Consider the following 25579-nt stretch of genomic DNA (forward strand, 5'->3'; position numbering starts at 1 on the left):
CGACGGCCCGGCGCTCCGAGTGGTCTCGGGGCGCCGGGCCGTCGTCATCGGTTCAGGAGCGCGCGGGCTCCGCGTCACCGTCGGTCGAGGCGGTCTCGTCCGAGGCAGCCTCACCGGACGCGTCGTCGTCGGACGCGTCGGCGACCGGGGCGTCCTCGTCCGCGGCGGCGACGAGCTCGCCGTCCTCGGATAGCTCGACGATCTCGACGACCTCGGGCTCGTCCTCGAGGGCGACGGGCGCGGTTCCGAGCGCGATGATGCGCGCGACGAGCCCCGCGAGGACGGCGCCGACGAGGGGCGCGGCGACGAAGACCCACACCTGCTTGAGGGCCCACGGGTCGGCGAAGAACGCGACGCCGAGCGAGCGGGCGGGGTTGACCGAGCCGCCGGTGAACGGCGTCGCGACGAGCAGCGTCACCGTGATCGTCAGACCGACCCAGAGGGGCGTGAGGTTGCTTGCGGCGCGCTTGGTCGTCACGCTGAGGACGACGGCGACGAGGATCATCGTGAGGACGATCTCGACGATGAGCGCGGTCATGAGGGTGATGTCGACAGCGCCGCCCGAGGCTGCGCCGAGGCCGGCGTGGGCGCCGTAGCCGTTCGCGCCGGAGGAGAACAGCGAGCCCGCGGTCGCGTCGTTGCCGATCGCGGCGGGCAGCGTGGGCGGGAGGATCGCACGGAGGATGGCGCCGGCGATCGTCGCGCCGACGACCTGGGCGAGCATGTAGACGGGGACGTCGGCCCAGCGGAAGCGACCGGCGATCGCGGCGCCGAGCGTCACGGCCGGGTTGATGTGGCCGCCGGAGACGCTGCCGATGATCGCGATTGCGGCGGTCGCGCCGAGGCCGAAGGCGAGCGCGGTCGCGAGGGCATTGCCGCCGACGAGGCTCGTATAGATTCCGGCGCCGACGCCGAGCAGGACGAGCACGAAGGTGCCGAAGAGCTCGGCGCCCGCGCGCAGGAGGAGCGAGGGCTGGGCGGGCTCGAGGGCGAGCTCGTCGAAGGTGGCGTCCGCGGCGTCGTACGCGGGGGCGTCGGTGAGCGACATGGTGGTCCTGTCCGTCTCGTGAGGACCGGCGGCCGGACGCCGTCGGTGTGGTCCGGGCCCCGTGAGGGGCGTTCGCGAGGATCCTCCCCGCACTGCCTGGACGATCCCTGAGTGTGCCACTCCTGGGAGTCGGTCTCGAGGTCTCCGTCACGCACTGGGCAACTATCTTGACATCAAGAAATCCGGTAGCCTGACGGGCGGACACCCCTCACACAGCACAGGAGCGTTGCGCCCATGGGCAAGATCAAGGTCGTCAACCCGGTCGTCGAGCTCGACGGTGACGAGATGACTCGCATCATCTGGCAGTTCATCAAGGACCGCCTCATCCACCCGTACCTCGACGTCGACCTCAAGTACTACGACCTGTCGATCGAGAACCGCGACGCGACCGACGACCAGGTGACGATCGACGCCGCGAACGCGATCAAGCAGTACAACGTCGGCGTCAAGTGCGCGACGATCACGCCCGACGAGGCGCGCGTCGAGGAGTTCGGCCTCAAGAAGATGTGGGTCTCGCCCAACGGCACGATCCGCAACATCCTCGGTGGCGTCGTCTTCCGCGAGCCCATCATCATCTCGAACATCCCGCGCCTCGTGCCGGGCTGGAACAAGCCGATCATCATCGGCCGCCACGCGCACGGCGACCAGTACAAGGCGACGAACTTCAAGGTTCCCGGCGCCGGCACGCTCACGCTCACGTACACGCCTGCTGACGGCTCCGAGGAGATCAAGCAGACGGTCGTCACGTACGGCGACGACGGCGGCGTGGCGATGGGCATGTACAACTTCAACGAGTCCATCAAGGACTTCGCGCGCGCGTCGTTCGCGTACGGCCTCCAGCGCCAGTACCCCGTGTACCTCTCGACGAAGAACACGATCCTCAAGGCGTACGACGGCCAGTTCAAGGACCTCTTCCAGGAGGTCTTCGACGCGGAGTTCAAGGAGCAGTTCGACGCTGCAGGCCTCACGTACGAGCACCGCCTCATCGACGACATGGTCGCCTCGGCCATGAAGTGGGAGGGCGGCTACGTCTGGGCGTGCAAGAACTACGACGGTGACGTCCAGTCGGACACGGTCGCGCAGGGCTTCGGCTCGCTCGGCCTCATGACGTCGGTCCTCATGACGCCCGACGGCAAGACCGTCGAGGCCGAGGCCGCGCACGGCACGGTGACGCGTCACTACCGCCAGCACCAGCAGGGCAAGCCCACGTCGACGAACCCGATCGCGTCGATCTTCGCGTGGACGCGTGGCCTCATGCACCGCGGCAAGCTCGACGGCACGCCCGAGGTCGTGAACTTCGCGCAGACGCTCGAGGACGTCGTCGTCGCGACGGTCGAGTCCGGCAAGATGACGAAGGACCTCGCGCTGCTCATCAGCAAGGACCAGCCCTGGCTGACGACCGAGGAGTTCCTCGCAGCGCTCGACGAGAACCTCGCGGCCCGCCTCGGCTGAGAAGTGCTCGACGCATGATGTGGACGGCCCGTCAGGAGAGATCCTGGCGGGCCGTCGTGCACGATGGTCCTGTGCTGCGTCGCTGCTGGTGACGCAGGATGGGACGTACGACGCAGGAAGCTGACGACAAAGGAGTTGGGACGATGACTGCGACACCCGTGACGGTGACGGTGACGGGAGCGGCTGGCCAGATCGGCTACGCGCTGCTCTTCAGGATCGCGTCGGGGCAGATGCTCGGGCCGGACACCCCGGTGAGGCTGCGGCTGCTCGAGATCCCGGCGGGCGTGCGCGCCGCGGAGGGCACCGCGATGGAGCTCGACGACTGCGCGTTCCCGCTGCTGACCTCGATCGACGTGACGGATGACGCGACGGCTGCGTTCGACGGCGTGAACGTCGGCCTGCTCGTGGGTGCCAGGCCGCGGACGGCGGGCATGGAGCGCGGCGACCTGCTCTCCGCGAACGGCGGGATCTTCGGTCCGCAGGGTGCTGCGATCAACGCGGGTGCTGCGGACGACGTCCGCGTGCTCGTCGTCGGCAACCCCGCGAACACGAACGCGCTCATCGCGGCCAAGCACGCGCCGGACGTCCCTGCGAGCCGGTTCACGGCGATGACGCGGCTCGACCACAACCGCGCGCTCTCGCAGCTCGCGGCGCGTGGCGGGGTGCCCGTCGGGCAGGTGCGCAACGTGACGATCTGGGGCAACCACTCGGCGACCCAGTTCCCGGACATCGCGCACGCGGACGTCGCGGGCCGCCCGGGCGCCGAGCTCGCGGCGGACACGGGCTGGTACCTCGAGGAGTTCGTGCCGCAGGTCGCCAAGCGTGGTGCGGCGATCATCGAGGCGCGCGGCGCCTCGAGCGCGGCGTCGGCGGCGAACGCGGCCATCGAGCACGTGCGCGACTGGGTGCTCGGCACGCCCGAGGGGACATGGACGAGCGCAGGCATCATGTCGGACGGCGCGCACTACGGCGTGCCGGAGGGCATCGTCTCGTCGTTCCCCGTGACGTCGCGCGGCGGGGAGTGGGAGGTCGTCGAGGGCCTCGACGTCTCCGATCTTGCGCGCGAGCGCATCGACGCGTCGGTCGCGGAGCTCCTCGAGGAGCGTGACGCGGTCGCGGGCCTCGGGCTCGTCTGACCGGGGGCTTGACCCCACACTGACGACGCCGCCCCGTCGACCTTTCGGTCGGCGGGGCGGCGTCGTCGTTCCCTGGTTTCGACGAGTGCGTCACCGCCCGTGGGACGGTCCGTCCACGGGCGTTGCGGAAACGTGACCTGACCTGCAAGAAGATGGTGGCTTTTGCCCCCGGGCGAGGCCTTTGGCGCGCCGATGTCATCCCATGTTGAGACCAGTGATTCTGCCGTTGCAGCAAGTTTCAGCAACGACTACCCTCTGCCGCAGATGTGATTGCCAACACCGTGGTTGCGCAGACGAAGGAGTCGTGACATGCAGGAACGTCGTCCCACACGGGTCGGGAGGCAGCGGACCGCCGCCTACCTCTCGACCTTCGCCCTCGCGGCGTCGGGCATCGTGGCAGGAGCCGCGCCCGCCCTCGCCGCCGAACCCGAGGCCTACCGGCTCGTCGGCAGCCTCCAGTCAGAGCTTGGCTGCACCGGCGACGACGGGGGCGACTGGCTCCCCGCGTGCGACGCGGGAGCGCTCACCCAGGTCGCGGACACGACCACGTGGTCGCTCGACGCGGAGCTTCCGGCCGGTTCGTACGAGTTCAAGGTTCTCGCAGGCGACGCATGGACCGCGAAGGCGTGGGGCCGCGCCGGCTCGAGCGCCGAGGGCGCCGCGAACATCCGCCTCACCACGGGCGGCGACGCAGACTTCCGCTTCGTCTTCGACACGGCGACCGGCCGCGTCCAGGTCGTGCCGACCGGCACGACGGTCATCCCGGCGACGGACGCCGACGCCCCCCGCCCCGTGCGCCAGGCCGGCTCCGACGAGCAGTTCTACTTCGTCCTCACCGACCGCTTCGCCAACGGCGACACGAGCAACGACCTCGGCGGCATCGCCGGCGACCGCTCCGCCAACGGCTTCGACCCGTCCGACAAGGCGTACTACCACGGCGGCGACATCGCGGGCCTGCGCAGCAAGCTCGACTACATCGAGGGCCTCGGTACGACGGCACTCTGGCTCACGCCCTCCTTCAAGAACCGTGCCGTCCAGGGCACGGGCGCGGACCAGTCGGCCGGGTACCACGGCTACTGGATCACCGACTTCACGCAGATCGACCCGCACCTCGGCACGAACGAGGACCTCGATGCGCTCGTCGACGAGGCGCATGCGCGCGGCATCAAGGTGTACTTCGACATCATCGTCAACCACACCGCGGACATCATCGACTACGAGGAGGGCGTCTACACGTACCGCCCGACGCCGGGCGAGCCGTACACGCCGTTCATCCCCGTCGGGCTCGAGGACGCCAAGGTCCCGGCGTGGCTCAACGACACGTCGCTCTACAACAACCGCGGCAACTCGACGTGGCAGGGTGAGTCGGCGGTGCTCGGCGACTTCGACGGCCTCGACGACCTCGACACGAAGAAGCCCGAGGTCGTCCAGGGCTTCATCGACATCTACGAGAAGTGGGCGACGAGCGGCATCGACGGCTTCCGCATCGACACCGCCAAGCACGTCGACTTCTCGTTCTGGGAGCAGTGGACGACGGCGATCAAGGCCGCCACGGCCGACAACCCCGACTTCTTCATGTTCGGCGAGGTCTACGACGCCGACCCCGTGAAGCTCTCGCCGTACCTGCGCGACTCCGACATGGACGCGGTCCTCGACTTCACCTTCCAGGACGCCGCCGCGGTCTTCGCCCAGGGCGGGAAGGCCTCGAACCTCACAACCCTCTTCGGGGGCGACGACCGCTACACGACGGCCACGAAGAACGCCCACTCGCTGCCGACCTTCCTCGGCAACCACGACATGGGTCGCATCGGCTACTTCGTCAAGGACAAGGACGACGCCGAGAAGCGCTCCGAGCTCGCGCACTCGCTCATGTACCTCACGCGCGGCCAGCCGGTCGTCTACTACGGCGACGAGCAGGGCTTCGTCGGCGCCGCCGGCGACGGCAAGGACAAGAACGCGCGCCAGTCGCTCTTCGCGTCGCAGGTCACGGAGTTCACGACGCAGAAGCTGCTCGACGGGACGACGGCCGGAGCCGTCGACCGCTACGACACGGACGCGGCGCTCTACACGCACATCGCGGGCCTCTCGAAGCTTCGGGCTGACCACCGCGCGCTGTCCGCGGGCGCCCAGATCGAGCAGTCCGCCGACTCGAACGCCGGGATCTACGCGTTCTCGCGCGTCGACGAGAAGGCGTCCGCCCCCCAGGAGTACGTCGTCGCCGTCAACAACGCGACGACGGAGCAGAGCGCGACGTTCACGGCGCTCACGCCCGACGCGACGTTCGAGGGGCTCTACGGCACCGACGCGAGCGTCACGTCGGCCTCCGACGGCACGGTCACGGTGACGGTCCCGGCGCTGTCCGCGGTCGTCCTGCGTGCGACGAGCCCGCTCGTCGCGGACGACGCTCCCGTCGTCCCCGTCTTCACGTCGCCCGTCGCAGGCGGCGGCGTCCGTGACGAGGGCGCGATCTCGGTCGACCTCGGCACCGCGCGCTACGCCGAGACGACGTTCTGGGCCCGCCTCGCGGGCGCGGACGACTGGACGCTCCTCGGCACCGACGACACGACGACCCCGCGGATCTACCTCGACACCGACGGCTACGCGCAGGGCTCGCTCCTCGAGCTGCGCGCGGTCGCGCGCGACGCGGCTGGCAACCTCACGCAGACCGTCATGACGGCCGTCGTCGGCGACGACCACGGCCTCGGCTACGCCGAGGGCAGCGACGCCTCCCAGCGGCTGACGATCCCCGGCTCGCACGGCACCGAGATCGGCGGCTGCGCCGACTGGACGCTCGGCTGCGAGTCGATGGCGCTCACCAAGCAGTCCGACGGAACCTTCCAGGGAACCTTCGACATCCCGGCGGGCACCTACGAGTTCAAGTTCGCGTTCGGCACCGAGTGGGGCAACGACTACGGCCCCGGAGGCTCGCAGGCGGGGCAGAAGAACTACTCGTACGTCCACGCGGGCGGACCCGTGACCTTCTTCTTCGACCCGGTGACGAAGCTCGGCGCGTACACCGCTGAGGGCCGTGTCCTCACGGTCGCGGGCGACTTCCAGACGCAGCTCGGCTGCGCGGCCGCCTGGTCGGACGCCTGCCTCGGCGGCCAGCTCGAGCTCCGTGAGGACGGTACGTACCGTTACGTGCTCGACGGCCTCACCCCGGGCTCCTACGAGCTCAAGGTCATCGAGAACCTCGACTGGTCGACGTCGTTCGGGACGTCCGCCGGCGGCAACGTCGCGTTCGAGATCACGGCGGAGAACCCCGCTGCTGTCGTGACGCTCGACCCGACGACGAACGTTGTCACCGTCGAGACGGGCGCGGCGCCCCAGGAGGGCCCCGAGCCGCAGCGTGACATCACCGTCAACATCGCGGGCTCGCTCAACTCCGAGATGGGTTGTGCGGGCGACTGGTCGGCGGACTGCGCCGATGCGGTCCTCACCCAGCAGGTCGGCTCGGTCTTCTCGCAGACCTTCACGCTGCCCGCGGGCAGCTACGAGTACAAGGTGACGATCGACGGCTCGTGGGACGAGAACTACGGCACCGACCGCACGGTCGGCTCCGGCAACATCCCGCTCGTCCTCGCCAAGGAGACCGCGGTGACGTTCGTCTACGACGACGCCTCGCACTTCGTCGACGCGATCTACGCGGGCGGCCCGAGCCGCATCGCCGTCGTCGCGGGGACGATCCAGGACCAGCTCGGCTGCGCCGGGGTCTGGGACCCCAAGTGCCTCGGATCGTGGCTCCAGAACCACGACCGCGGCGGCGAGGTCTACGTTCTGCAGACCAACCGCCTGAAGAAGGGGTCGTACTCTGCGAAGGCAGCGCTCGACCTCGGCTGGGCCGAGGCCTACCCGGGCTCCGACCTCAGCTTCACCGTCCCGAAGGACTACGCCACGATGAACTTCCGACTCGACCTCTCCACGGGGGAGTTCACGGCCGCGGCCGACACCTCCGTCGCAGGCGAGGGCGCGCGCGCCTCCTGGCTCGACGAGCGCACGCTCGCCGTCCCGGCCTCCGCGGCCGCGGGCGCGACCTGGACGCTGCGGTCGTCGGCCGACGGCGGCATGACCGCGTCGAAGACCGGCGTCTCGGCGCCCGAGGGCACCGACGCGTTCACGCTCACGGCGCTCTCGTCGGGCCTGCCGGCCGCGCTGCGCGCCGCGTACCCGCATCTCGCGACGTACGCCGCGCTCGAGCTCCCGGCCGGCGTCGACCGCGCCGCGGTCGAGGCCGCGCTCCAGGGACAGCTCCTGCTGTCCGCCGAGAAGGACGGGGCCGTCGCGTACGCGACGGGCGTCCAGCTCGCTGGCGTCCTCGACGACGTCTACGCGGCCGCGCTCGACCGTGACCTCGGCGCGACGTTCGCCGCGGGCGTCCCGACGCTCACGCTGTGGGCGCCGACCGCCCGCTCGGTGACGACGCAGGTCTGGCTCGACGGCGCCGGCACGGCGACCGGCGAGATGACGGAGGTCGCGGCCACCCGCCAGGCCGACGGCACCTGGGTCACGCAGGGCACGGCAGCGTGGAAGGGCAAGGCCTTCCGCTACGACGTCGAGGTCTACGTGCCGACGACCGGGAAGGTCGAGCACAACCTCGTCACCGACCCGTACTCCGTCGCGCTCACGCTCAACTCGACGCACTCCGTGCTCGTCGACCTCGCGGACGCGGCGTTCCGGCCCGCTGCGTGGACGTCGGCCACCTCGCCGACGATTGCGCGGCCCGTCGACCGCTCGATCTACGAGCTCCATGTCCGCGACTTCTCGATGACCGACACGTCGGTCCCCGAGGCGCAGCGCGGCACGTACCTCGCCTTCGCGGGCGAGGGCAACGGCGTCAAGCACCTGCGCAAGCTCGCTGCCGCGGGCCTCAACACCGTGCACCTCCTGCCGTCCTTCGACATCGCGACGATCGAGGAGGACCGCACCAAGCAGAAGACGACCGCGGACCTCTCCGGCTTCGGCCCGGCGTCCGAGGAGCAGCAGGCCGCCGTCACCGCGATCAAGGACGAGGACGGCTTCAACTGGGGCTACGACCCGATGCACTGGACCGCGCCGGAGGGCTCGTACGCGACCACCGGCAACCAGGACGGCGGCAAGCGCGTCGCCGAGTACCGCACGATGGTCGGAGCGCTCCACGCGAACGGCCTCCAGGTGGTCCAGGACGTCGTCTACAACCACACGGCTGCGTCCGGCCAGGACCCGAAGTCTGTCCTCGACCGCGTCGTGCCCGGCTACTACCAGCGCCTCTCGGCGACGGGCGGCGTCGAGAACTCGACGTGCTGCTCGAACGTCGCCACGGAGAACGCCTTCGCGCAGAAGCTCATGGTCGACTCCGTCGTCACGTGGGCGACGCAGTACAAGATCGACGGCTTCCGCTTCGACCTCATGGGACACCACTCCAAGGCGAACATGCTTGCGGTCCGTGCGGCGCTCGACGCGCTCACGGTCGCGAAGGACGGCGTCGACGGCTCGAAGATCTACCTCTACGGCGAGGGCTGGAACTTCGGCGAGGTCGCGAACAACGCCCGCTTCGAGCAGGCGACGCAGGGTCAGCTGAACGGCACGGGCATCGGGACGTTCTCCGACCGCCTGCGTGACGCGGTCCACGGCGGCTCGCCGGTCGACGGCGGCTCGACGTTCGTCCAGGGCTTCGGCACCGGGCTCGGCACCGATCCGAACGGCGGCAAGCGCGGCGACGGCGGCACCAACACGGGCGCGGCCGACGAGGTCGCCGACCTGCGTCACCAGACGGACCTCGTGCGCCTGGGGCTCGCGGGCAACCTCGCGGACTACACGTTCGCGACGTCCGCCGGCACGGCGCAGCGGGGTGACGAGCTCGACTACCGCGGTGCTCCCGCCGGGTATGCGAGCCAGCCTGACGAGGTCGTCACGTACGTCGACGCGCACGACAACGAGACGCTCTTCGACATCCTCACGCTCAAGCTGCCGACGGACACGTCGATGGCGGACCGCGTGCGCATGAACACGCTGTCGCTCGCGACGACGACGCTCGCCCAGACGCCCACGTTCTGGCACGCCGGCACGGACCTGCTGCGGTCGAAGTCCCTCGACCGTGACAGCTACAACTCGGGCGACCACTTCAACGCGGTCGACTGGACCGGGCAGTCCAACAACTTCGGTGTGGGCCTCCCGCCCGAGGAGAAGAACGGGGAGAAGTGGTCGATCATGACGCCTCTCCTGTCCGACCCCGCGCTCAAGCCGTCGGCCGCGGACATCGCGACCGCGAACACCCAGGCGCTCGACCTGCTCCGCCTGCGGTACTCGACGTCGCTCCTGCGCCTCGGATCCGCGGACCTCATCAAGCAGAAGGTCACGTTCCCGGGATCCGGTGCGGACGCTGTGCCCGGCCTGCTGCTCATGCAGGTCGACGACAAGGTCGGCACGGACGTCGACACGGCGCTCGACGGCGCGCTCGTCGCGTTCAACGCGTCGCCCGAGCCGATCACGACGACGGTCGCGTCCCTCAAGGGCCGGACTTTCACGCTCTCGCCGATCCAGGCGAAGGGTACGGACGCCGTGGTCAAGAGCACGCGGTTCGACGCCCGCACGGGCACCGTGACGATCCCGGCACGCACCGTCGCGCTCCTCGTCGAGAAGCACTCGACGACCGAGCCGACGACCCCGCCCGCGACGGAGGAGCCGACGGAGACCCCGTCGACGTCGACGCCGACCGAGGAGCCGACGACCCCGGCCCCGACGACCCCTGCGGCCAAGCCGTCGACGACGCGCCTGTCGCCGACGACCCTCACGACGACGCTCGGCTCGCGGGCCGTGTGGACCGTGCGGGTGGCCTCGGCCGGCCGCGAGGACGGCGGCACGGTGACGCTGCGCTCGGGCACCCGGGTGCTCGGGTCCGCCAAGGTGACCAAGGGCGTCGCGAAGGTCCGGCTCTCGAAGGCGGCGGTCGCACGCGTCGGACGGACGTCGGTCGTCGCGAGCTTCTCCGGCACGACGACGGCGGCCGCGTCGCGCTCCGCGACGGGCAGGCTCGTCGTCCAGCGCGCGAAGGCGCGTCTCAAGGTGACGGGCACGACCGTCCGTACCGGCGAGAAGGCCGTCCTCAATGTGAAGGTGAGTGCGCCGGCCGGTTCGACCGCCGGACGGGTCACCGTCTACGACGGCACGCGCCGGATCGCGTCGGCGCGCGTCGTCAAGGGCACCGCGAAGGTGGTGCTGCCGCGCTCCGCGTCCGCGAAGGTCGGCAAGAACCGCCTCACCGTCCGCTACTCCGGCTCGACGACCGTCGCGAAGGCCTCGGCCCGGGCGACCCTCAAGGTCGTCAAGGCTCGGGCGCGGGTGAGCGTCTCGGCGCCCGACGCGCGCGTGCACCGCTCGGCGTACGTCACGGTGCGTGTGCGCGGCACGGAGCACGCCCGACCCGAGGGCCTGCTCACGGTGCGGCTCGACGGCAAGAAGATCGCGACCGTGCGCCTGACGGGCCGGACGGCCTCGACGTCGCTCCGCGTGCGTGTCGTGGCCTTCCGTCCCGGCGACCGCACGATCACGGTGACCTACGAGGGGTCGAAGCGGCTCGCCAAGGCGAGCGCGCGGACCACGATGACCGTCCGCTGATCCCGCACGGCGGTACGGCACAGGGCGCGTCCTCCTTCCCGGAGGGCGCGCCCTGCGCCGTACGCTGACGGTTCTCCGTGCGGGCGACCTCGTGGCTGGGCCGTGCGTGATGGCAGAGAACCGCTTCCGGGGGAGTGGTTCTCTGGGTGCCTGCGCGGCTGGGCAGTGCGTCTCGACCAAGAGCCCGCCGCGCAGTGCTCACCGCGCAGAGCTCGTCTGGCAGAGCTCGTCGGGCAGGGACCGTCGGGCAGTGCCGACGCCGCTGCACCGCACCCACCCCTGCCCGCGCAACGACGCAGGGTGCGACCTCCCCCCGGGGGTCGCACCCTGCGTCTGTCCGTGCGCGGATCAGCCCTTGACGGACCCGCTCATGAGACCGCCGACGAAGTACTTGCCGAGCAGGATGTAGACGACGAGCGTCGGGAGCGACGCGAGGAGCGCTCCGGACATCGAGACGCCGTAGTTCTGCAGCAGCGCGCCGTTGGCGAGGTTGTTGAGCGCGAGCGTCACGGGGCCGTTCTGGCTCGAGGAGAAGAACACGGCGAAGAGGAAGTCGTTCCACGCCGACGTGAACTGCCAGATGAGCACGACGACGAAGCTGGGGATCGACAGCGGCAGGACGACGGACCCGTAGGTGCGCAGCATGCCGGCACCGTCGATGCGGGCGGCCTCGATGAGCTCGTTCGGCACCGACTGGTAGTAGTTGCGGAAGATGAGCGTCGTGATCGGCAGGCCGTAGACGACGTGCAGGAGGATGAGCGACGGGATGCCCGAGGGGATGCCGAGGTCGATGACGAGCTGCGAGAGCGGGATCATCACGGCCTGGTACGGGATGAACATGCCGAAGAGGATGAGCGTGAAGACGAGGTCGGCGCCGCGGAACCGCCAGCGGGACAGGACGAACCCGTTCATCGACCCGAGGAACGACGAGATGAGAGCGGCGGGCACGACCATCTGCAGGGTGCGGAGGATCGCGGGGGACAGCGTGTCCCATGCGAGCTTCCAGTTGTCGAGCGTCCACTCCTGCGGCAGGTTCCACGCGCGCGACGGTGCAGCGTCGCCCGAGCCCTTGAAGCTCGTGACGAGCAGGACGTAGACGGGGATGAGCACGAGGAGGAGGAAGAAGAGCAGGAGCGCGTAGCGGGCGGTGCGCCCGACGGAGAAGCGGGCGCGGGGTGCGGCAGGCGTGGCCTTGCGCTCGAGGGCCCCGGTGAGGGTCGTGGCGGTCATCGTCGGCCTTCCCGGGCGAGGTGGATGAGGTACGGGATGATGAGCACGGCGGCGATGACGAGCAGGATCGAGCCGACGGCGGCGGAGCTCGCGTAGTCGAAGCTCGCCTTGAGCTGGTACATGTCGATCGCGGGCACCTTGGTCTGGTAGTTCGCGGGCTTCGAGATCGCCATGATGAGGTCGAAGGCCTTGAGCGACATGTGACCGATGATGACCACGGCGGACAGGGCGACGGGGCCGAGCTGCGGGAAGAGCACGTGGCGGTAGAGCTTCCACTCGGTCGCGCCGTCGACGCGCGCGGCCTCGCGCAGCTCCTCGGGGATGCCGCGGAAGCCGGCGAGGAACAGGGCCATGACGTAGCCCGAGAGCTGCCAGATCGCGGGGATGGCGATGGCCGCGATGCCGACGGAGTTGTTGTTCCACCAGTTGTTCTGGAGGAAGTCGAGCCCGACGATCTGGAAGAGCCGGTTGAGGCCGGACGCCTGCTCGCCCTGGTTGGAGTTGAGGAGCCAGCGCCACACGACGCCCGAGGCGACGAACGAGACGGCCATGGGGAAGAGGTAGACCGAGCGGAAGAGGCCCTCGAGGCGCATGGGCCGGTCGAGGAGCCAGGCCCAGAGGAACCCGAAGACCATGGTGCCGACGAGGAAGACGACGGTGTAGAGCAGGAGGTTCTTGAGGGAGTGCTGGAACGAGTCGGACTTCAGCAGCTCGATGTAGTTCGTGAGCCCGACGAACGAGGAGGGCTCGACGCCGGCCGCCTGGGCCGACGTGTGGTTGTCCGTCATGGACGTCTTGATGTTGACGGCGAGGAGGCCGTAGACGAAGACGCTGAGGAGGACGAGCGTCGGTGAGATGAGCAGGATCGGTGGGAGCCACCGGTTGAGCGTGCGCACGAGCGTCGCCTCCGTGGTCGGGCTGGGTCGGCCTGGTGGGCCTGGCGGGGCAGGGTGGGCCTGGGGCAGCGGAACGACGGGCGGGACGTGCGGTGCACGCCCCGCCCGTCGTGGGGTCAGCCCTTGGCCGCGGTGGCGAGCTCGGCCTGGAAACCGGCGAGGTCGGTCGCGCCGGTCGTGAACTTGCTCGTGGCCTCGGAGATCTTGTTGAGCCACGCGATGGGGGTCGCCGCGCCGTGGGCGAGGGACGAGACGATCTTGTCCTTGCCGAACGACGTGATGGCCGTCTGCTGGTACTCGGAGAAGTCCGAGGCCTTGGCGTCGGTGCGGGCGGGGATGGAGCCCTTGGCCTTGTTGAAGGCCGTCTGGCCGTCGAGCGAGCCGACGGTCTCGAGCCATGCCTTGGCGCCGTCCGGGTGCGGGGCGCCGACGGGGAGGGTGAAGGAGTCGGCGAGGAAGTCGAAGACGCCGTCCGTTCCGGGCACCGGGAAGTACGTGAAGTCGGTGCCGGCCTTCTTGCCAGCCTCCTCGAACGCGGCGACGGCCCAGTCGCCCATGACGTTGTACGCGGCCTGGCCGTCCATGACGAGCTGCGTGGCCTCGGGCCAGTCGAGACCGTCACGGTCGGTGTTCGTGTACGACATGAGCTTCTCGAACGTGCCGAGCGCGCCCGTCACCTCTGCGCCGTCCCATGCGGTCGTGCCGTCCCAGAGGCCGGAGTAGCCGTCGACGCCGAGCTCGGAGAGGAGGACGGTCTCGAGGAGGTGGACCTGGGTCCACGTCGTCGCGACGGAGAGCGCGGTCTTGCCGGACGCCTTGATCTTGTCCATCGCGGCCATCCAGTCCGTGATGTTCGCGTAGGTGGCGGTCGCGTCGAGGCCGGCGCCGGTGACGACGGCGGGGTTGGCCCAGACGACGTTGGCGCGGTGGATGTTCGACGGGATCGAGTAGATCTTTCCGTCGACCGTGAGGCGGTTGACGAGGTCGGCGGGGAACGCGTCGCGGAGCTTGAACTCGTCGTAGAGGTTCGAGACGTCCTGGAGCTGGCCGGCCTTGATGTAGTCGGTGAGCTCGGCGCCCGCGTGGGCCTGGAACGTGTCCGGCGGGTTCTTTTGCTGGAGGCGGGTCTGGAGGAGCTCCTTGGCCGCGGATCCGGCGCCGCCGGCGACGGCGCCGTTGACGAACTTCACGTCGGGGTGCTGGGTGTTGAAGACCTTGACGAGCGCGTCGAGGCCGAGCTTCTCGGAGCCGGACGCCCACCAGGTGAAGACCTCGACCTCGCTGCCGCCGCCGCTGGCGCCGGGCTTCTTGTCGTCGTCGGAGCAGGCTGCGAGGGAGAACGTGAGTGCCGTGGCGGCGACCGCCGCGGTGAGGACCTTGCTGACTCTGCGCATGAGGGTGGTGACCTCCTGTGAGTGGCCTCCGGCGCATCGTCGCGTCGGGTGGGTGCGTCGTCGCGCCCGGGCCGTTGGTCCCAAGACAAGTCTCCCTCTCATGTTGGCGTCAAGTCTTGAACGCAAGGGATGCCGAATCGTAATCATGGCTTCGGGGTCTGAATGCGGTGGTGGGAGCGACGTCCGCCGCTCTGCGTCGTTCGGAGCAGACAAGAGCGAATGCCGTAAGATCGCGAGCCGTGAGCATCGACCGGCTGACGCCGGGTTCGCAGACTTCACTGCGTGAAGCCAACCGGGCCCGGGTCGTGAACGCGGTCCAGCAGCGCGGCGCCCTGACCCAGGTCGAGCTGGCTGGCGTCACAGGGCTGTCCCCGGCCACCGTGTCGAACATCGTCAAGGAGCTCACGGCCGCGGGGGTCCTCGCGACCTCCCCGACGTCCCGCTCGGGCCGCCGCGCCCTCCAGGTGACGCTCGCCCGCACCCTCGGGCTCGTCGCCGGCGTCCACTTCGGCATCCGCACGCTGCGGGTCGCCCTCGCCGACAGCTCGGGCCGCACCGTCGCCGAGCAGCGCATGCCGCTCGCTCCCGACCACCGTGCCGACATCGGCCTCGACCGCGTCGCGCTCCTCCTCGAGGAGATGCTCGAGCAGGTCGACGCGACGCACGACGAGCTCCTGCGCGTCGGCGTGGGAGTCGCCGCCCCGATCGACCCGTCCGACGGCCGCGTGACGACCCGGGGCCTGCTGCGCGGCTGGGACGGCGTCCGCGTCGCCGACATCCTCGGCGAGCAGCTCGCCGTCCCCATCGACGTCGACAACGACGCGAACCTCGGCGCCCTCGCCGAGTCGCGCCAGGGCGCTGCGCGCGACTTCCGCGACGTCGTCTACATCCGTGTCTCCAACGGCGTCGGCGCCGGCCTCGTGCTCGGCGGGCGCGTCCATCACGGTCGCTCGGGAGCCGCGGGGGAGATCGGGCACTCGACGATCGACGAGAACGGACCCGTGTGCCGCTGCGGCAACCGCGGCTGCCTCGAGATGTACGTCGCCGCTCCCTCGCTCCTCGCGATGCTCGAGCCGACGCACGGCACGCTCTCCATGCAGGGCGTGCTCGACCGCGCGGCCGCAGGCGACCTCGGATGCGTGCGTGTCCTCGAGGACTCGGGCCGGCACCTCGGTGTTGCCATCGCGAACCTCTGCAACCTCGTCGACCCCGAGATCGTCGTCGTCGGCGGGCAGGTCGCCGCTGCGGGCGAGCTCCTCCTCGAACCCCTGCGCGCGTCGCTCGCGCGGCGCGCCGTCCCGTCCGACGAGGGCCCCGTGCCCGTCGTCCCCGCGGAGTTCGGGGCGCAGTCCGAGCTGCGCGGGGCCGTGCTGCTAGCGCTCGAGAACGTCGAGATCGCGCGGGGAGGAGTGCGATGATCCGCGCCACCCGTCGAGCCTCGCGCGTCCGTGCGCTGCTCGGCGTCGTCGCAGCGCTCGCCGCCACGACGCTCGCGCTCGGAGGCTGCGCCCCCGCCGAGGAGGGCGCGACCATCGTGTTCCTCATGCCCGACGCGACGACGGAGCGTTGGGAGAGCATCGACCGCACGACGATGGAGCACGTCGTCGAGCAGCGCTGCGCGACGTGCACGTTCCGCTACGCCAACGCGCGTGAGGACTCGCTCACGCAGCGCGAGCAGGCGGAGTCGTTCCTCGCCGACGGCGCCGACGTCCTCGTCCTCACCGCGGTCGACGGTGCGAGCGCGCTCTCGATCGTCGCCGAGGCGACGTCGCGCGGCGTGCCCGTCATCGCCTACGACCGCTTTCTCGCGTCCCCGGACGTCGCGTTCTACGTGTCGTTCGACCCGCGCCGCGTCGGCCGCATCCAGGGCGACGCGCTCGTCGCGGAGCTCGCCGAGCGCGGGGAGCCCGACGGTGGGATTCTCCTCGTCGGGGGTGCCGCGACCGACCCGAACGCCGTCAACATGCGCGCGGGCCTCGACGCCGCGCTCTCCGGCACGCACCACCGCGTCCTCGCCGAGACCGACGTACCCGGCTGGAGCCCCGACCTCGCGCGAGACTGGGTCGCCGACCAGCTCGCGCGCGTCGGCACCGAGAACGTCGCAGGTGTGTGGGCGGCGAACGACGCCCTCGCGGCCGGCGCGATCTCGGCGCTGCTCGCCGCGGGCGCCGACCCGCTTCCCGTCGTCACCGGGCAGGACGCCGAGCTCTCCGCCGTCCAGCGCATCGTCGCAGGTCAGCAGACCATGACGGTGTACAAGGCGATCGCCCAGCAGGCCCGGACGGCCGCAGAGATCGCGGTGCTCATCTCGCGCGGGGACTCGCCCGTCGCGCCGAGCCGCGTCGACGGTGTCCCCGCGGTGCTGCTCACCCCGACGGGCGTAGGCCGCGACGCCATCGCCAGCGTTCTCGTCGGCGGCGGCGTCCTTGCCGTCGACGACATCTGCACCCCTACCTTCGCCCTGGCCTGCACCGACGCAGGCCTCCTGCCGAGGAGCAACCCATGACCCGTGCCCCCGTCCTCGCCCTGCGAGGCGTGTCCAAGACGTTCGGGGCGGTGCGCGCTCTCGTCGATGTCGACCTCGCCGTGCACCCCGGGGAGGTGCTCGCCGTCGTCGGCGACAACGGTGCGGGCAAGTCGACCGTCGTGAAGATCCTCGCGGGCGTCCTCGGCCCCGACACGGGCACCGTCGAGCTCGACGGCCACCCCGTCGCGTTCTCCACGCCGGGCGCCGCGCGTGCCGCGTGCGTCGCCGCCGTCTTCCAGGACCTCGCGCTGTGCGACAACCTCGATGTCGTCGAGAACATCTTCCTCGGCCACGAGGTCCTCCAGCCGCCTCGCCGCCCCGGCGCGCTCCTCGACGAGGTCGAGATGGAGCGCCTCGCGTGGGAGCTGCTCGGCGAGCTCGCCGTGCGGCTGCCCTCGGTGCGCGTCCCCGTCGGGACGCTCTCGGGCGGGCAGCGCCAGGCCGTCGCCATCCTGCGGGCGCTCCACGGCACGCCGCGCGTCGTGCTGCTCGACGAGCCGACGTCGGCGCTCGGTGTCGCGCAGACCGCCGAGGTCCTCACGCTCGTCGAGCGCCTGCGCGACCGCGGGCTCGGCGTCGTCCTCGTCTCGAACTCCATGGCCGACGTCCACGCGGTTGCCGACCGCATCGCGGTCCTGCGCCTCGGTCGGCACGCCGTGACGTTCGACGCGCGCACGACGAGCTACGAGGACCTCCTCGCCGCGGTGACCGGCGCGCGGCGCCCGCTGCCGTCGTCGGTCACGGCGCCGTCGGACACCGTGCCGCGTGGGGTGGACCGCACCGCGGACGCGAGCACGGGCGCGCCGGAGGCTGCCCGATGACCGGTCTCGACCTCTCCCGCCTGCGCGCGCTCGCGGGGCGCCGCGCAGCCGGCGGCCTCGCCGCGCTCGCGGTTGTGTGGATCGTCCTCGGGATCACGACGCCGCGGTTCCTCTCGTCCGACAACCTCGTCAACGTCACGCAGCAGTCGGCGATCACCGGCATGCTCACCCTCGGCGTCGTGCTCGTCATGCTCATCGGCCACCTCGACATCTCTGTCGGCGCGGTGTCGGGTCTCGGGTCGGCGACGGTCGCCGTCGCCGTCGTCCAGCACGGGGTGCCCGAGGTTCTCGCGATCGGTCTCGCGATCCTCACCGGTGTCGTCCTCGGCCTCGCGTACGGGTTGCTCAGCACGCGTCTGCGGCTGCCCGGCTTCGTCCTCACGCTCGCCGGGCTGCTCGTCGCGCTCGGGCTCCAGCTCCAGGTGCTGGGCCGAACGGGCGCGGTCAACCTGCCGTTCGAGACGAGCCTCGTGAGGTTCGCGCAGCAGGCCTACGTGCCGACGCCGGTCGCGCTCGGCGTGAGCGTGCTCGTCGTGCTCGGCGTCGGGGCGCTCGGCGTCCACGAGCGTCGCCGCCGCGACCGCGCGGGGCTGGCTGCGGAGACGTGGGTGCGCCTCGGCGTCCGGACGGGCCTGCTCGCGGCGCTGCTGCTCGGCGGGACCCTCTACCTCTCGACCGCGCGTGGCGTCGGCTGGATGTTCGCGCTGTTCCTCGGCGTCGTCACCGTGCTCGACGTCTGCCTGCGCCGCACCCGGTGGGGCCGGCACGTCCGCGCGATCGGCGGCAGCGCCGAGTCGGCACGACGTGCGGGCCTGGGCGTCGACCGCACCGTCATCTCCGTCTATGTCCTGTGCTCGTCGCTCGCAGCCTTCGGCGGCGTCCTCGCCGCGGGCCGCCTCGCGGCCGCCAACCAGGGGACCGGGGGCGCCGAGCTGAGCCTCACCGCGATCGCCGCCGCCCTCATCGGGGGCGTGAGCCTTTACGGCGGGCGCGGCAGCGCGTGGTCCGCGGTGCTCGGCGTCGCGGTCGTCCAGTCGATCTCGTCGGGCCTCGCGATGCTCGGCGCGGAGTCGTCGGTGCGCTACCTCATCCTCGGCGTCGTCCTCGTCGTCGCGGTCGCGATCGACGCGACGGGCAAGCGCGAGGCGGGCCGGGGACGCGTGTAGCCGGGACCCGTGGGCCCACGGTGGGGCCGGGGCGCGGACGCCCCGGCCCCGTGTCAGCGGAAGATGACCGTGCGGTGCCCGTTGAGGAGCACGCGGTGCTCGGAGTGCCAGCGCACGGCGCGCGCGAGGACGCGTCGCTCGACGTCCTGGCCGAGCGCGACGAGCTGCTCGGTCGAGCTCGCGTGGTCGACACGCTCGACGTCCTGCTCGATGATCGGGCCCTCGTCGAGGTCGCCCGTGACGTAGTGGCTCGTCGCGCCGATGAGCTTGACGCCGCGCGCGTGCGCCTGGTGGTACGGCTTGGCGCCCTTGAACGACGGCAGGAACGAGTGGTGGATGTTGATGACGCGGCCGGCGAGGTGGCGGCAGAGGTCGTCGGACAGCACCTGCATGTAGCGGGCGAGGACGACGAGCTCGACGTCGAGCTCGTCGACGAGGCGCAGCAGCGCGGCCTCGGCCTCCGCCTTCGTCTCCTTCGTCACGGGCACGTGGTGGAAGGTCTTGTCGTAGAACTCGGCGAGCGGCGCGAGGTCGGGGTGGTTGCCGACGACGCCGACGACGTCGATCTCGAGGCCCTCCGCGCGCTCGCGGAAGAGCAGGTCGTTGAGGCAGTGCGCGGCCTTGGAGACGAGCACGAGCGTGCGGACCGGACGTCCGACGACGTCGAGCGACCACGTCATGCCGAAGCGCTCCGCGAGGTCGGCGACAGCCGCCTTGAGGACGGCCTCGTCGGCCGTGGTGCGCACCTGGACGCGCATGAAGAAGCGGTCGGTCTCCGGGTCGCCGTACTGCTGCGACTCGGTGATGTTGCCGCCGTGCTCCGCAAGCAGCCCCGAGACCGCGTGGACGATGCCCGGGCGGTCGGGGCAGGAGAGGGTGAGGACCCAGTGCGTCGGGTCGGGCGCGGGCGTCGCGCCGAGGGCGCTGGAGGCGGCGGTGGTCACGGGCCGAGGGTAGTCCAACAGCCGCAGCAGCGGCACGGATGGGCACCAGCCGGACGCGAGGCGCGACGCGTCGTGGACGACACGTGCGACGCTCACCATCACCTGACACCATGGGGCCATGAACGACGCCCTCCGCATCGGTCCCGTCACCCTCGAGCACGCCGGCGAGCTCCTCACGCTGCGGCGTGCCGCGTTCGTCACGGAGGCGCAGACGTACGACGACCCGTTCATCCCGCCGCTCACGCAGACGCTGCCCGAGCTCCGCGCGGACCTCGAGGCCGAGGGCGTCATCACGCTCGGCGCGTGGGACGGTCCGCGGCTCATCGGCTCGGTGCGCGTCGAGCTCGAGGGTTCGAAGGCGACGCTCGGCCGGCTTGCCGTCGCCCCGGACCGTCAGGGCGAGGGCATCGGCACGCAGATGATGCTCACCGTCGCGCCCATGCTGCCCGACGAGACCGAGGAGATCTGGGTCTTCACGGGCCGCGACTCCAAGCAGAACCTCGCGATGTACCAGAACCAGGGCTACGAGCACCAGTTCGACGAGACCGTCGGCGACCTCACGTACGCCTACCTGCGCCGCATCCTCGGGGAGGACGTCGAGGGCTGAGGTCCTCGCGGGGTGTCTGCTTCACGCACCTGCGGACGGTCGTGTTTGCGGACCGGCTCCGGTCACGCGCGACGCTCGGGAGTTCGGTCGGCGGGCGCTCGAAGCGGTAGCTGACGTTCACGTCACCGAGCAGCAGTCCCGAATGAGCTTTCGCGTCATGCGCGAGGAGGTGGGTGTGGCCAGCGAGGTGCAGCGCGTGCTCGCGCTCATGCGCTTCTATCGCGACATTCATGGCTCGTTCACGACGTACGCGCCGCATGTGATCGCATTGCCGGTCTGCCTCTTCATCCTTGCCAAAGGGGACTAGGTCTTCTCGCTCTGGCTTCTTGCGGTGGTGTTGACCGTCTTGGCGTTTCAGCTCCACTGGGCGTCCGTCTGGACGGATGAGGGTGATGCGCGTGTTGGGTGGTACGAAGCCCGGCTCACGGCTGAGCTGGATCCGATCGACCGCGCTCAGAGCAGGCTGGTGAACGCGCCGGGACCTCGGTTGATCTGTGGGCTGTTGACGCACAGGAGATTCTTCTCGCTACGGCGCGTCGGCGACGACGTTGAGCTTTCGGTCGTCACCCGACGCGGGCGGGTGCGTCGGCTGAAGATGGCGGATCTGGAATCTGCGTTCGACTGGTTGCGTCGACGGAAGGCGTTGTTGATCGAGTCAGACGACGTGGCCCAGAGGGTGCTGGCTGACTGGTCGAGCTGATGTATTCGGCGAGGGACGCGGCACAGGCGAGAGGCTGCTTCCTCGGGAAGTGTTGGTGGGATCTCGCGTAGACGGTGGCAGGCGTAGCGCTTCCGATCGCCGGGACCGCACTCTTCGCGGCGTGGGCCGTGTGTGCTGCAGGTTTGCACGCGTGCACCGACACCGTGCGCTACGACTTCATGCTGTCGGCAGTGGTCGGTAGCCTGTGAAGGAAGCTCAGAAGGTCCACCAAGGCCCAGGGGCGGCCGAAGGTTGGCCCGTGAGGTGTGCGGATGAAGGGGCCAAGGATGTGATGCTGTCAGGCATGCGGGGACGCCGGCGGCGGGTGATCCCGCCCGGAGAGCCTGTGATGGGCGATCGACGGGTCTTCGACCAGCAGGCGCAGGTTGTTGCGGTCGTGAGGATTGCGATCGACCATTGGGCGCTGCTCTCGGACGTCGACGACATGCCGGAAGAGATCTTCGTGGCGGCGCATAGCGATCACTTCTTCGACGTATCTCCTTCTGTCGCGAGCGTGGCCCTTCGGGTGGGTGAGTTCGCGCTCAGGCGACCCGCTGAGAGCGACGAAGGCCGATGGCGCTTCTTTTACGGCGGCTCTCCTGATCAGATCGGTGAGCTGTTTGACGGCGGGTCGATCCATGAGCAGCAGAAGGCACTTCGAGACTAGTGAATGGGCGTCGACGCCGCGGCCTTGAGCCCCCTCGGGCCTAGGCGTGCCCCGCGGTGGAAGGAGTGCATGATGGGCATGGAGGCGTGGGAGACGGCGTTGGCCGAGATTGCCGGCAGCAGGCTCTACTACGAGGGCGACCTCGACATCGATGAGGGTGGGGCGTACATCAGGCGCTGCACGCTCGAGCCGGAGCTCTTGATACGCCTGACGCGGGCGGCGAGCAGGCTTGTGGTGGTAGACCCTCCCGGCGGCAACGTCGATTTCCTCGAGCCGGTCGCCGGGTTTGTCACGGCACTCGTCACCAGCGGTCTCAATCCCGAAGCCAACCGCTTCGTGGCGTCCTTCCCTCGGCTCCAGGGACTCGCTGCGCACGGTGACGTGCCTCCGGACGCCGAGATTGCTTCTCGCGAGCTCAGGTCCTTCGCCGGCGACGGGAGCGACGCGTGGCGTCGGATGCTCATGCCGGTCGCTTCGCTGCGAGAGGTTCACCTGGTGGGGGCGGAGTGGGCCTGGTTCGAGGAGCAGTCCGGGTCCTTCAGCTCAGTGGTGATGCTCGACCAGCGTGGACGTCGTTCCGTGCCGCTGCTGGAGAGCCTCAGGGGGGTGCGGTCGCTCGTCGTTGCGGGCGGCACGGAGCTCGATGTCTCTGCGTTGGGCGACATGCGCGACCTGACGCACCTGGAGCTCGGACCTATCCGGTCGGTCGTGGGGCTTGGATCAGTGGGTCTCGGTCGGCTCGAGATGCTGATCCTTGAGTCCGTGCGTTCGGTTGATGTCCCGGACATCCTGACGAGGGAGTTCCCCGAAGATGTGTGCGCGAGACCGAAGAGCCCGTTCAGTCCCGAGGTTCGAGACTCGCCCGTCGCCCGCTCACGGGACTGGAGCATTGGTCCCGTCGCCAAGCGGTGAACGTGAGCCGCCTCGCGCTGACGTGCTCCACGCCACACCCCGCGGTGGTCCTCGATCTTGCTAGGCTGTGCGGGTCGCGACTGGCGCATTCAGGTGGGTCACCACCGGGGAGCGACATCTTCTTCTCCGACTTCGGGTCGTTCGCCTGGGCCCCGGTCACCGCACCGTCGTGCGCGTGCCCGCCCGGCACCCGTACAGACATGCACCTGACTGCACGTCCACCACGTCTGAAGGAGACACGCCCATGAGCCAGCACGAGCCGGTCCTCGACCAGGGCCTTGCCGAGGTCGACCCGGAGATCGCCGCAGTCCTCGACGGTGAGCTCGCGCGTCAGCGCGGCACCCTCGAGATGATCGCGTCGGAGAACTTCGTCCCGCGCGCCGTCCTGCAGGCGCAGGGCTCCGTCCTCACGAACAAGTACGCCGAGGGCTACCCGGGCCGCCGCTACTACGGCGGCTGCGAGCAGGTCGACATCGCGGAGGACCTCGCGATCGCCCGCGCCAAGGCGCTCTACGGCGCGGAGCACGCGAACGTGCAGCCCCACTCGGGCGCGACCGCGAACGCGGCCGTCCTCCACGCGCTCATCAAGCCGGGCGACAAGATCATGGGCCTCGAGCTCGCGCACGGTGGCCACCTCACGCACGGCATGAAGATCAACTTCTCGGGCAAGCTCTACGAGGTCGCCGCGTACGGCGTGGACCCGGAGACGATGCGCCTCGACATGGACAAGGTCCGTGAGCAGGCGCTCGCCGAGCGTCCCGACGTCATCATCGGCGGCTGGTCGGCCTACCCGCGTCACCTCGACTTCGAGGCGTTCCGCTCGATCGCCGACGAGGTCGGCGCGAAGCTCTGGGTCGACATGGCGCACTTCGCGGGCCTCGTGGCCGCGGGCCTGCACCCCAACCCGGTGCCGTACGCGGACGTCGTCTCCTCGACCGTCCACAAGACGATCGGCGGCCCGCGCTCGGGCTTCATCCTCTCGCGCGAGGAGTACGCGAAGAAGATCGACTCCGCCGTGTTCCCGGGCCAGCAGGGTGGCCCGCTCATGCACGTCGTCGCCGCCAAGGCCGTGTCGTTCAAGATCGCCGCGTCCGAGGGCTTCAAGGAGCGTCAGGAGCGCGTGCTCTCGGGGGCCCGCATCATCGCGGACCGCCTCACGGCGGCCGACGTCCGCGCGGCCGGCGCCGACGTCCTCACGGGCGGCACCGACGTGCACCTCGTGCTCGTCGACCTTCGCAAGTCGGACCTCGACGGCCAGCAGGCAGAGGACCTCCTCCACGCGGCCGGCATCACGGTCAACCGCAACGCCGTCCCGTTCGACCCGCGCCCCCCGCGCGTCACGTCGGGCCTGCGCATCGGCACGCCCGCGCTCGCGACCCGCGGCTTCGGTGACACCGAGTTCACCGAGGTTGCCGAGATCATCGCGACGGCCCTCAAGGGCGGCGCGGACATCGACGCGCTGCGCGCCCGCGTGCAGCGTCTCGCGGACGACTTCCCGCTCTACCCGGACCTGCAGCAGTACTGACGCACCGCACCGCCCGGCCGGGTCACCCGGCCGGGCGGTCGCGCGTGGGAGGAGAACCCATGACCGCACAGATCCTCGACGGGAAGGCCACCGCGGCCGCCCTGAAGTCCGAGCTTGCCGAGCGTGTCGCCGCACTCAGGGTGCGCGGCGTGACGCCCGGCCTCGGCACCGTCCTCGTGGGGGAGGACCCAGGCTCGAAGGCATACGTCGCGGGCAAGCACCGCGACTGCGCCGAGGTCGGCATCGCCTCGATCCGTGAGGACCTCCCGGCCGACGCCACCCAGGCCGACGTCGAGGCCGCGATCGGGCGCCTCAACGCCGACCCGGCGTGCACCGGCTACATCGTCCAGCTGCCGCTGCCCAAGGGCATCGACACCAACCGGGTGCTCGAGCTCATCGACCCGGACAAGGACGCCGACGGCCTCCACCCGACGAACCTCGGGCGGCTCGTGCTGCGCGTGAGCGAGACCATCGACTCGCCGCTGCCGTGCACGCCCGCGGGCATCCTCGAGCTCGTCGCCCGCCACGGCATCAGCCTCGCGGGCAAGCACGTCGTCGTCCTCGGACGCGGCACGACGGTCGGCCGGTCGATCGGCCTGCTGCTCACCCGCAAGGACGTCAACGCGACCGTGACGCTCACGCACACGGGCACCGTCGACGTCGCCGAGCACCTGCGCCGCGCGGACGTCGTCGTCGCGGCGACGGGCGTCGCGCACGTCGTGCGTGCCGAGGACCTCAAGCCGGGCGTCATCGTGCTCGACGTCGGCGTGAGCCGCGTCGAGGACCCCGAGACCGGCAAGGCCCGCCTGCTGGGCGACGTCCACCCCGACGTCGCCGAGGTCGCGTCGTGGATCTCGCCGAACCCCGGCGGGGTCGGCCCCATGACGCGCGCCATGCTGCTCGCGAACGTCGTCGACACTGCGGAGCGCCTCGCAGTCTGAGCCCCTCTCAGACTGAGCGC

Annotated in this window: 19 protein-coding genes and 1 riboswitch; of the genes, 14 read left to right on the top strand and 5 right to left on the bottom strand. The window is 70.4% G+C overall.

The window, feature by feature from the left end; all coding sequences use genetic code 11:
• Positions 1-52 precede the first annotated feature (52 nt).
• Positions 53-1048, bottom strand: coding sequence for an aquaporin (locus G7063_RS03675; RefSeq protein WP_166413183.1), 996 nt, complete (start codon positions 1046-1048; stop codon positions 53-55).
• A 234-nt stretch (positions 1049-1282) separates the two neighbouring features.
• Here G7063_RS03675 and G7063_RS03680 point away from each other — a divergent pair, with 234 nt between their 5' ends.
• The 3 genes from G7063_RS03680 to pulA all read left to right on the top strand — a co-directional run bounded on the left by G7063_RS03680 (position 1283) and on the right by pulA (position 11229).
• Positions 1283-2500 carry an NADP-dependent isocitrate dehydrogenase gene (locus G7063_RS03680; RefSeq protein ID WP_166413184.1) on the top strand — a complete coding sequence of 406 codons (1218 nt, stop codon included), beginning with the start codon at positions 1283-1285 and terminating at the stop codon, positions 2498-2500.
• A 143-nt stretch (positions 2501-2643) separates the two neighbouring features.
• Positions 2644-3636 carry a malate dehydrogenase gene (locus G7063_RS03685; RefSeq protein ID WP_166413185.1) on the top strand — a complete coding sequence of 331 codons (993 nt, stop codon included), beginning with the start codon at positions 2644-2646 and terminating at the stop codon, positions 3634-3636.
• A 309-nt stretch (positions 3637-3945) separates the two neighbouring features.
• Positions 3946-11229, top strand: coding sequence for a pullulanase-type alpha-1,6-glucosidase (gene pulA, locus G7063_RS03695; protein ID WP_240916173.1), 7284 nt, complete (start codon positions 3946-3948; stop codon positions 11227-11229).
• A gap of 348 nt (positions 11230-11577) precedes the next feature.
• Here pulA and G7063_RS03700 read toward each other — a convergent pair whose 3' ends face one another.
• The 3 genes from G7063_RS03700 to G7063_RS03710 form a co-directional block, all read right to left on the bottom strand.
• Positions 11578-12459, bottom strand: coding sequence for a carbohydrate ABC transporter permease (locus G7063_RS03700; protein WP_166413186.1), 882 nt, complete (start codon positions 12457-12459; stop codon positions 11578-11580).
• Entirely contained in the window at positions 12456-13355 is a 900-nt protein-coding gene (locus G7063_RS03705; RefSeq protein WP_240916174.1) for a carbohydrate ABC transporter permease, read from the bottom strand. Before G7063_RS03705 ends, G7063_RS03700 begins: the two co-directional genes overlap by 4 nt.
• Positions 13356-13471: 116 nt before the next feature.
• The gene (locus tag G7063_RS03710; protein ID WP_166413187.1) at positions 13472-14749 is read right to left on the bottom strand and encodes an ABC transporter substrate-binding protein; all 1278 of its coding nucleotides are present in this window, start codon (positions 14747-14749) and stop codon (positions 13472-13474) included.
• 239 nt (positions 14750-14988) lie between these two features.
• Between G7063_RS03710 and G7063_RS03715 the strand changes: the two genes are divergently transcribed.
• Genes G7063_RS03715 through G7063_RS03730 form a run of 4 tightly spaced genes read left to right on the top strand, consistent with a single transcriptional unit; the run spans position 14989 to position 19263 of the window.
• Positions 14989-16167 (top strand): ROK family transcriptional regulator, encoded by a 1179-nt coding sequence (locus G7063_RS03715; protein WP_166413188.1) that lies wholly within the window; start codon positions 14989-14991, stop codon positions 16165-16167.
• Positions 16164-17255 carry a sugar ABC transporter substrate-binding protein gene (locus G7063_RS03720; protein WP_166413189.1) on the top strand — a complete coding sequence of 364 codons (1092 nt, stop codon included), beginning with the start codon at positions 16164-16166 and terminating at the stop codon, positions 17253-17255. Before G7063_RS03715 ends, G7063_RS03720 begins: the two co-directional genes overlap by 4 nt.
• Positions 17252-18097 (top strand): ATP-binding cassette domain-containing protein, encoded by an 846-nt coding sequence (locus G7063_RS03725; protein WP_166413190.1) that lies wholly within the window; start codon positions 17252-17254, stop codon positions 18095-18097. Before G7063_RS03720 ends, G7063_RS03725 begins: the two co-directional genes overlap by 4 nt.
• Positions 18094-19263 (top strand): sugar ABC transporter permease, encoded by a 1170-nt coding sequence (locus tag G7063_RS03730; protein WP_166413191.1) that lies wholly within the window; start codon positions 18094-18096, stop codon positions 19261-19263. Before G7063_RS03725 ends, G7063_RS03730 begins: the two co-directional genes overlap by 4 nt.
• 53 nt (positions 19264-19316) lie before the next feature.
• Here G7063_RS03730 and purU read toward each other — a convergent pair whose 3' ends face one another.
• A complete protein-coding gene (gene purU, locus G7063_RS03735; protein WP_240916175.1) occupies positions 19317-20207 on the bottom strand; it encodes a formyltetrahydrofolate deformylase in 891 nt (296 codons plus the stop codon).
• A 118-nt stretch (positions 20208-20325) separates the two neighbouring features.
• Between purU and G7063_RS03740 the strand changes: the two genes are divergently transcribed.
• The 7 genes from G7063_RS03740 to G7063_RS03770 all read left to right on the top strand — a co-directional run bounded on the left by G7063_RS03740 (position 20326) and on the right by G7063_RS03770 (position 25559).
• Positions 20326-20814 carry a GNAT family N-acetyltransferase gene (locus G7063_RS03740; protein WP_166413193.1) on the top strand — a complete coding sequence of 163 codons (489 nt, stop codon included), beginning with the start codon at positions 20326-20328 and terminating at the stop codon, positions 20812-20814.
• 142 nt (positions 20815-20956) lie between these two features.
• Positions 20957-21121 (top strand): hypothetical protein, encoded by a 165-nt coding sequence (locus G7063_RS03745; RefSeq protein ID WP_166413194.1) that lies wholly within the window; start codon positions 20957-20959, stop codon positions 21119-21121.
• A gap of 24 nt (positions 21122-21145) precedes the next feature.
• Complete coding sequence (locus G7063_RS03750; RefSeq protein ID WP_166413195.1) at positions 21146-21514, top strand: hypothetical protein; 369 nt, start codon at positions 21146-21148, stop codon at positions 21512-21514.
• A 292-nt stretch (positions 21515-21806) separates the two neighbouring features.
• Positions 21807-22181: a hypothetical protein gene (locus G7063_RS03755; RefSeq protein WP_166413196.1), complete on the top strand. Its 375-nt coding sequence runs from the start codon at positions 21807-21809 to the stop codon at positions 22179-22181.
• 3 nt (positions 22182-22184) lie between these two features.
• Positions 22185-23093 carry a hypothetical protein gene (locus tag G7063_RS03760; RefSeq protein WP_166413197.1) on the top strand — a complete coding sequence of 303 codons (909 nt, stop codon included), beginning with the start codon at positions 22185-22187 and terminating at the stop codon, positions 23091-23093.
• A 66-nt stretch (positions 23094-23159) separates the two neighbouring features.
• Positions 23160-23251, top strand: a riboswitch (ZMP/ZTP riboswitch).
• Positions 23252-23337: 86 nt separating this feature from the next.
• A complete protein-coding gene (gene glyA, locus G7063_RS03765) occupies positions 23338-24618 on the top strand; it encodes a serine hydroxymethyltransferase (protein WP_166413198.1) in 1281 nt (426 codons plus the stop codon).
• Between the two features lie 59 nt (positions 24619-24677).
• Positions 24678-25559, top strand: a complete 882-nt coding sequence (locus G7063_RS03770; RefSeq protein ID WP_166413199.1) for a bifunctional methylenetetrahydrofolate dehydrogenase/methenyltetrahydrofolate cyclohydrolase — start codon at positions 24678-24680, stop codon at positions 25557-25559.
• The last annotated feature ends 20 nt before the right edge of the window (positions 25560-25579 follow it).

It is taken from the genome of Sanguibacter sp. HDW7 (genome assembly GCF_011300875.1).
In the GTDB taxonomy this organism is placed as follows: domain Bacteria; phylum Actinomycetota; class Actinomycetes; order Actinomycetales; family Cellulomonadaceae; genus Flavimobilis.

Excerpts from the sequence above, each read along its gene's own strand:
- G7063_RS03710 (WP_166413187.1), bottom strand. The coding sequence starts at position 14,749 with ATGCGCAGAGTCAGCAAGGTCCTCACCGCGGCGGTCGCCGCCACGGCA.
- pulA (WP_240916173.1), top strand. The coding sequence starts at position 3,946 with ATGCAGGAACGTCGTCCCACACGGGTCGGGAGGCAGCGGACCGCCGCC.
- G7063_RS03675 (WP_166413183.1), bottom strand. The coding sequence starts at position 1,048 with ATGTCGCTCACCGACGCCCCCGCGTACGACGCCGCGGACGCCACCTTC.
- G7063_RS03685 (WP_166413185.1), top strand. The coding sequence starts at position 2,644 with ATGACTGCGACACCCGTGACGGTGACGGTGACGGGAGCGGCTGGCCAG.
- glyA (WP_166413198.1), top strand. The coding sequence starts at position 23,338 with ATGAGCCAGCACGAGCCGGTCCTCGACCAGGGCCTTGCCGAGGTCGAC.
- G7063_RS03680 (WP_166413184.1), top strand. The coding sequence starts at position 1,283 with ATGGGCAAGATCAAGGTCGTCAACCCGGTCGTCGAGCTCGACGGTGAC.
- G7063_RS03730 (WP_166413191.1), top strand. The coding sequence starts at position 18,094 with ATGACCGGTCTCGACCTCTCCCGCCTGCGCGCGCTCGCGGGGCGCCGC.
- G7063_RS03700 (WP_166413186.1), bottom strand. The coding sequence starts at position 12,459 with ATGACCGCCACGACCCTCACCGGGGCCCTCGAGCGCAAGGCCACGCCT.
- G7063_RS03755 (WP_166413196.1), top strand. The coding sequence starts at position 21,807 with ATGCTGTCAGGCATGCGGGGACGCCGGCGGCGGGTGATCCCGCCCGGA.
- G7063_RS03770 (WP_166413199.1), top strand. The coding sequence starts at position 24,678 with ATGACCGCACAGATCCTCGACGGGAAGGCCACCGCGGCCGCCCTGAAG.
- G7063_RS03720 (WP_166413189.1), top strand. The coding sequence starts at position 16,164 with ATGATCCGCGCCACCCGTCGAGCCTCGCGCGTCCGTGCGCTGCTCGGC.
- G7063_RS03760 (WP_166413197.1), top strand. The coding sequence starts at position 22,185 with ATGGGCGTCGACGCCGCGGCCTTGAGCCCCCTCGGGCCTAGGCGTGCC.
- G7063_RS03745 (WP_166413194.1), top strand. The coding sequence starts at position 20,957 with ATGAGCTTTCGCGTCATGCGCGAGGAGGTGGGTGTGGCCAGCGAGGTG.
- G7063_RS03725 (WP_166413190.1), top strand. The coding sequence starts at position 17,252 with ATGACCCGTGCCCCCGTCCTCGCCCTGCGAGGCGTGTCCAAGACGTTC.
- G7063_RS03740 (WP_166413193.1), top strand. The coding sequence starts at position 20,326 with ATGAACGACGCCCTCCGCATCGGTCCCGTCACCCTCGAGCACGCCGGC.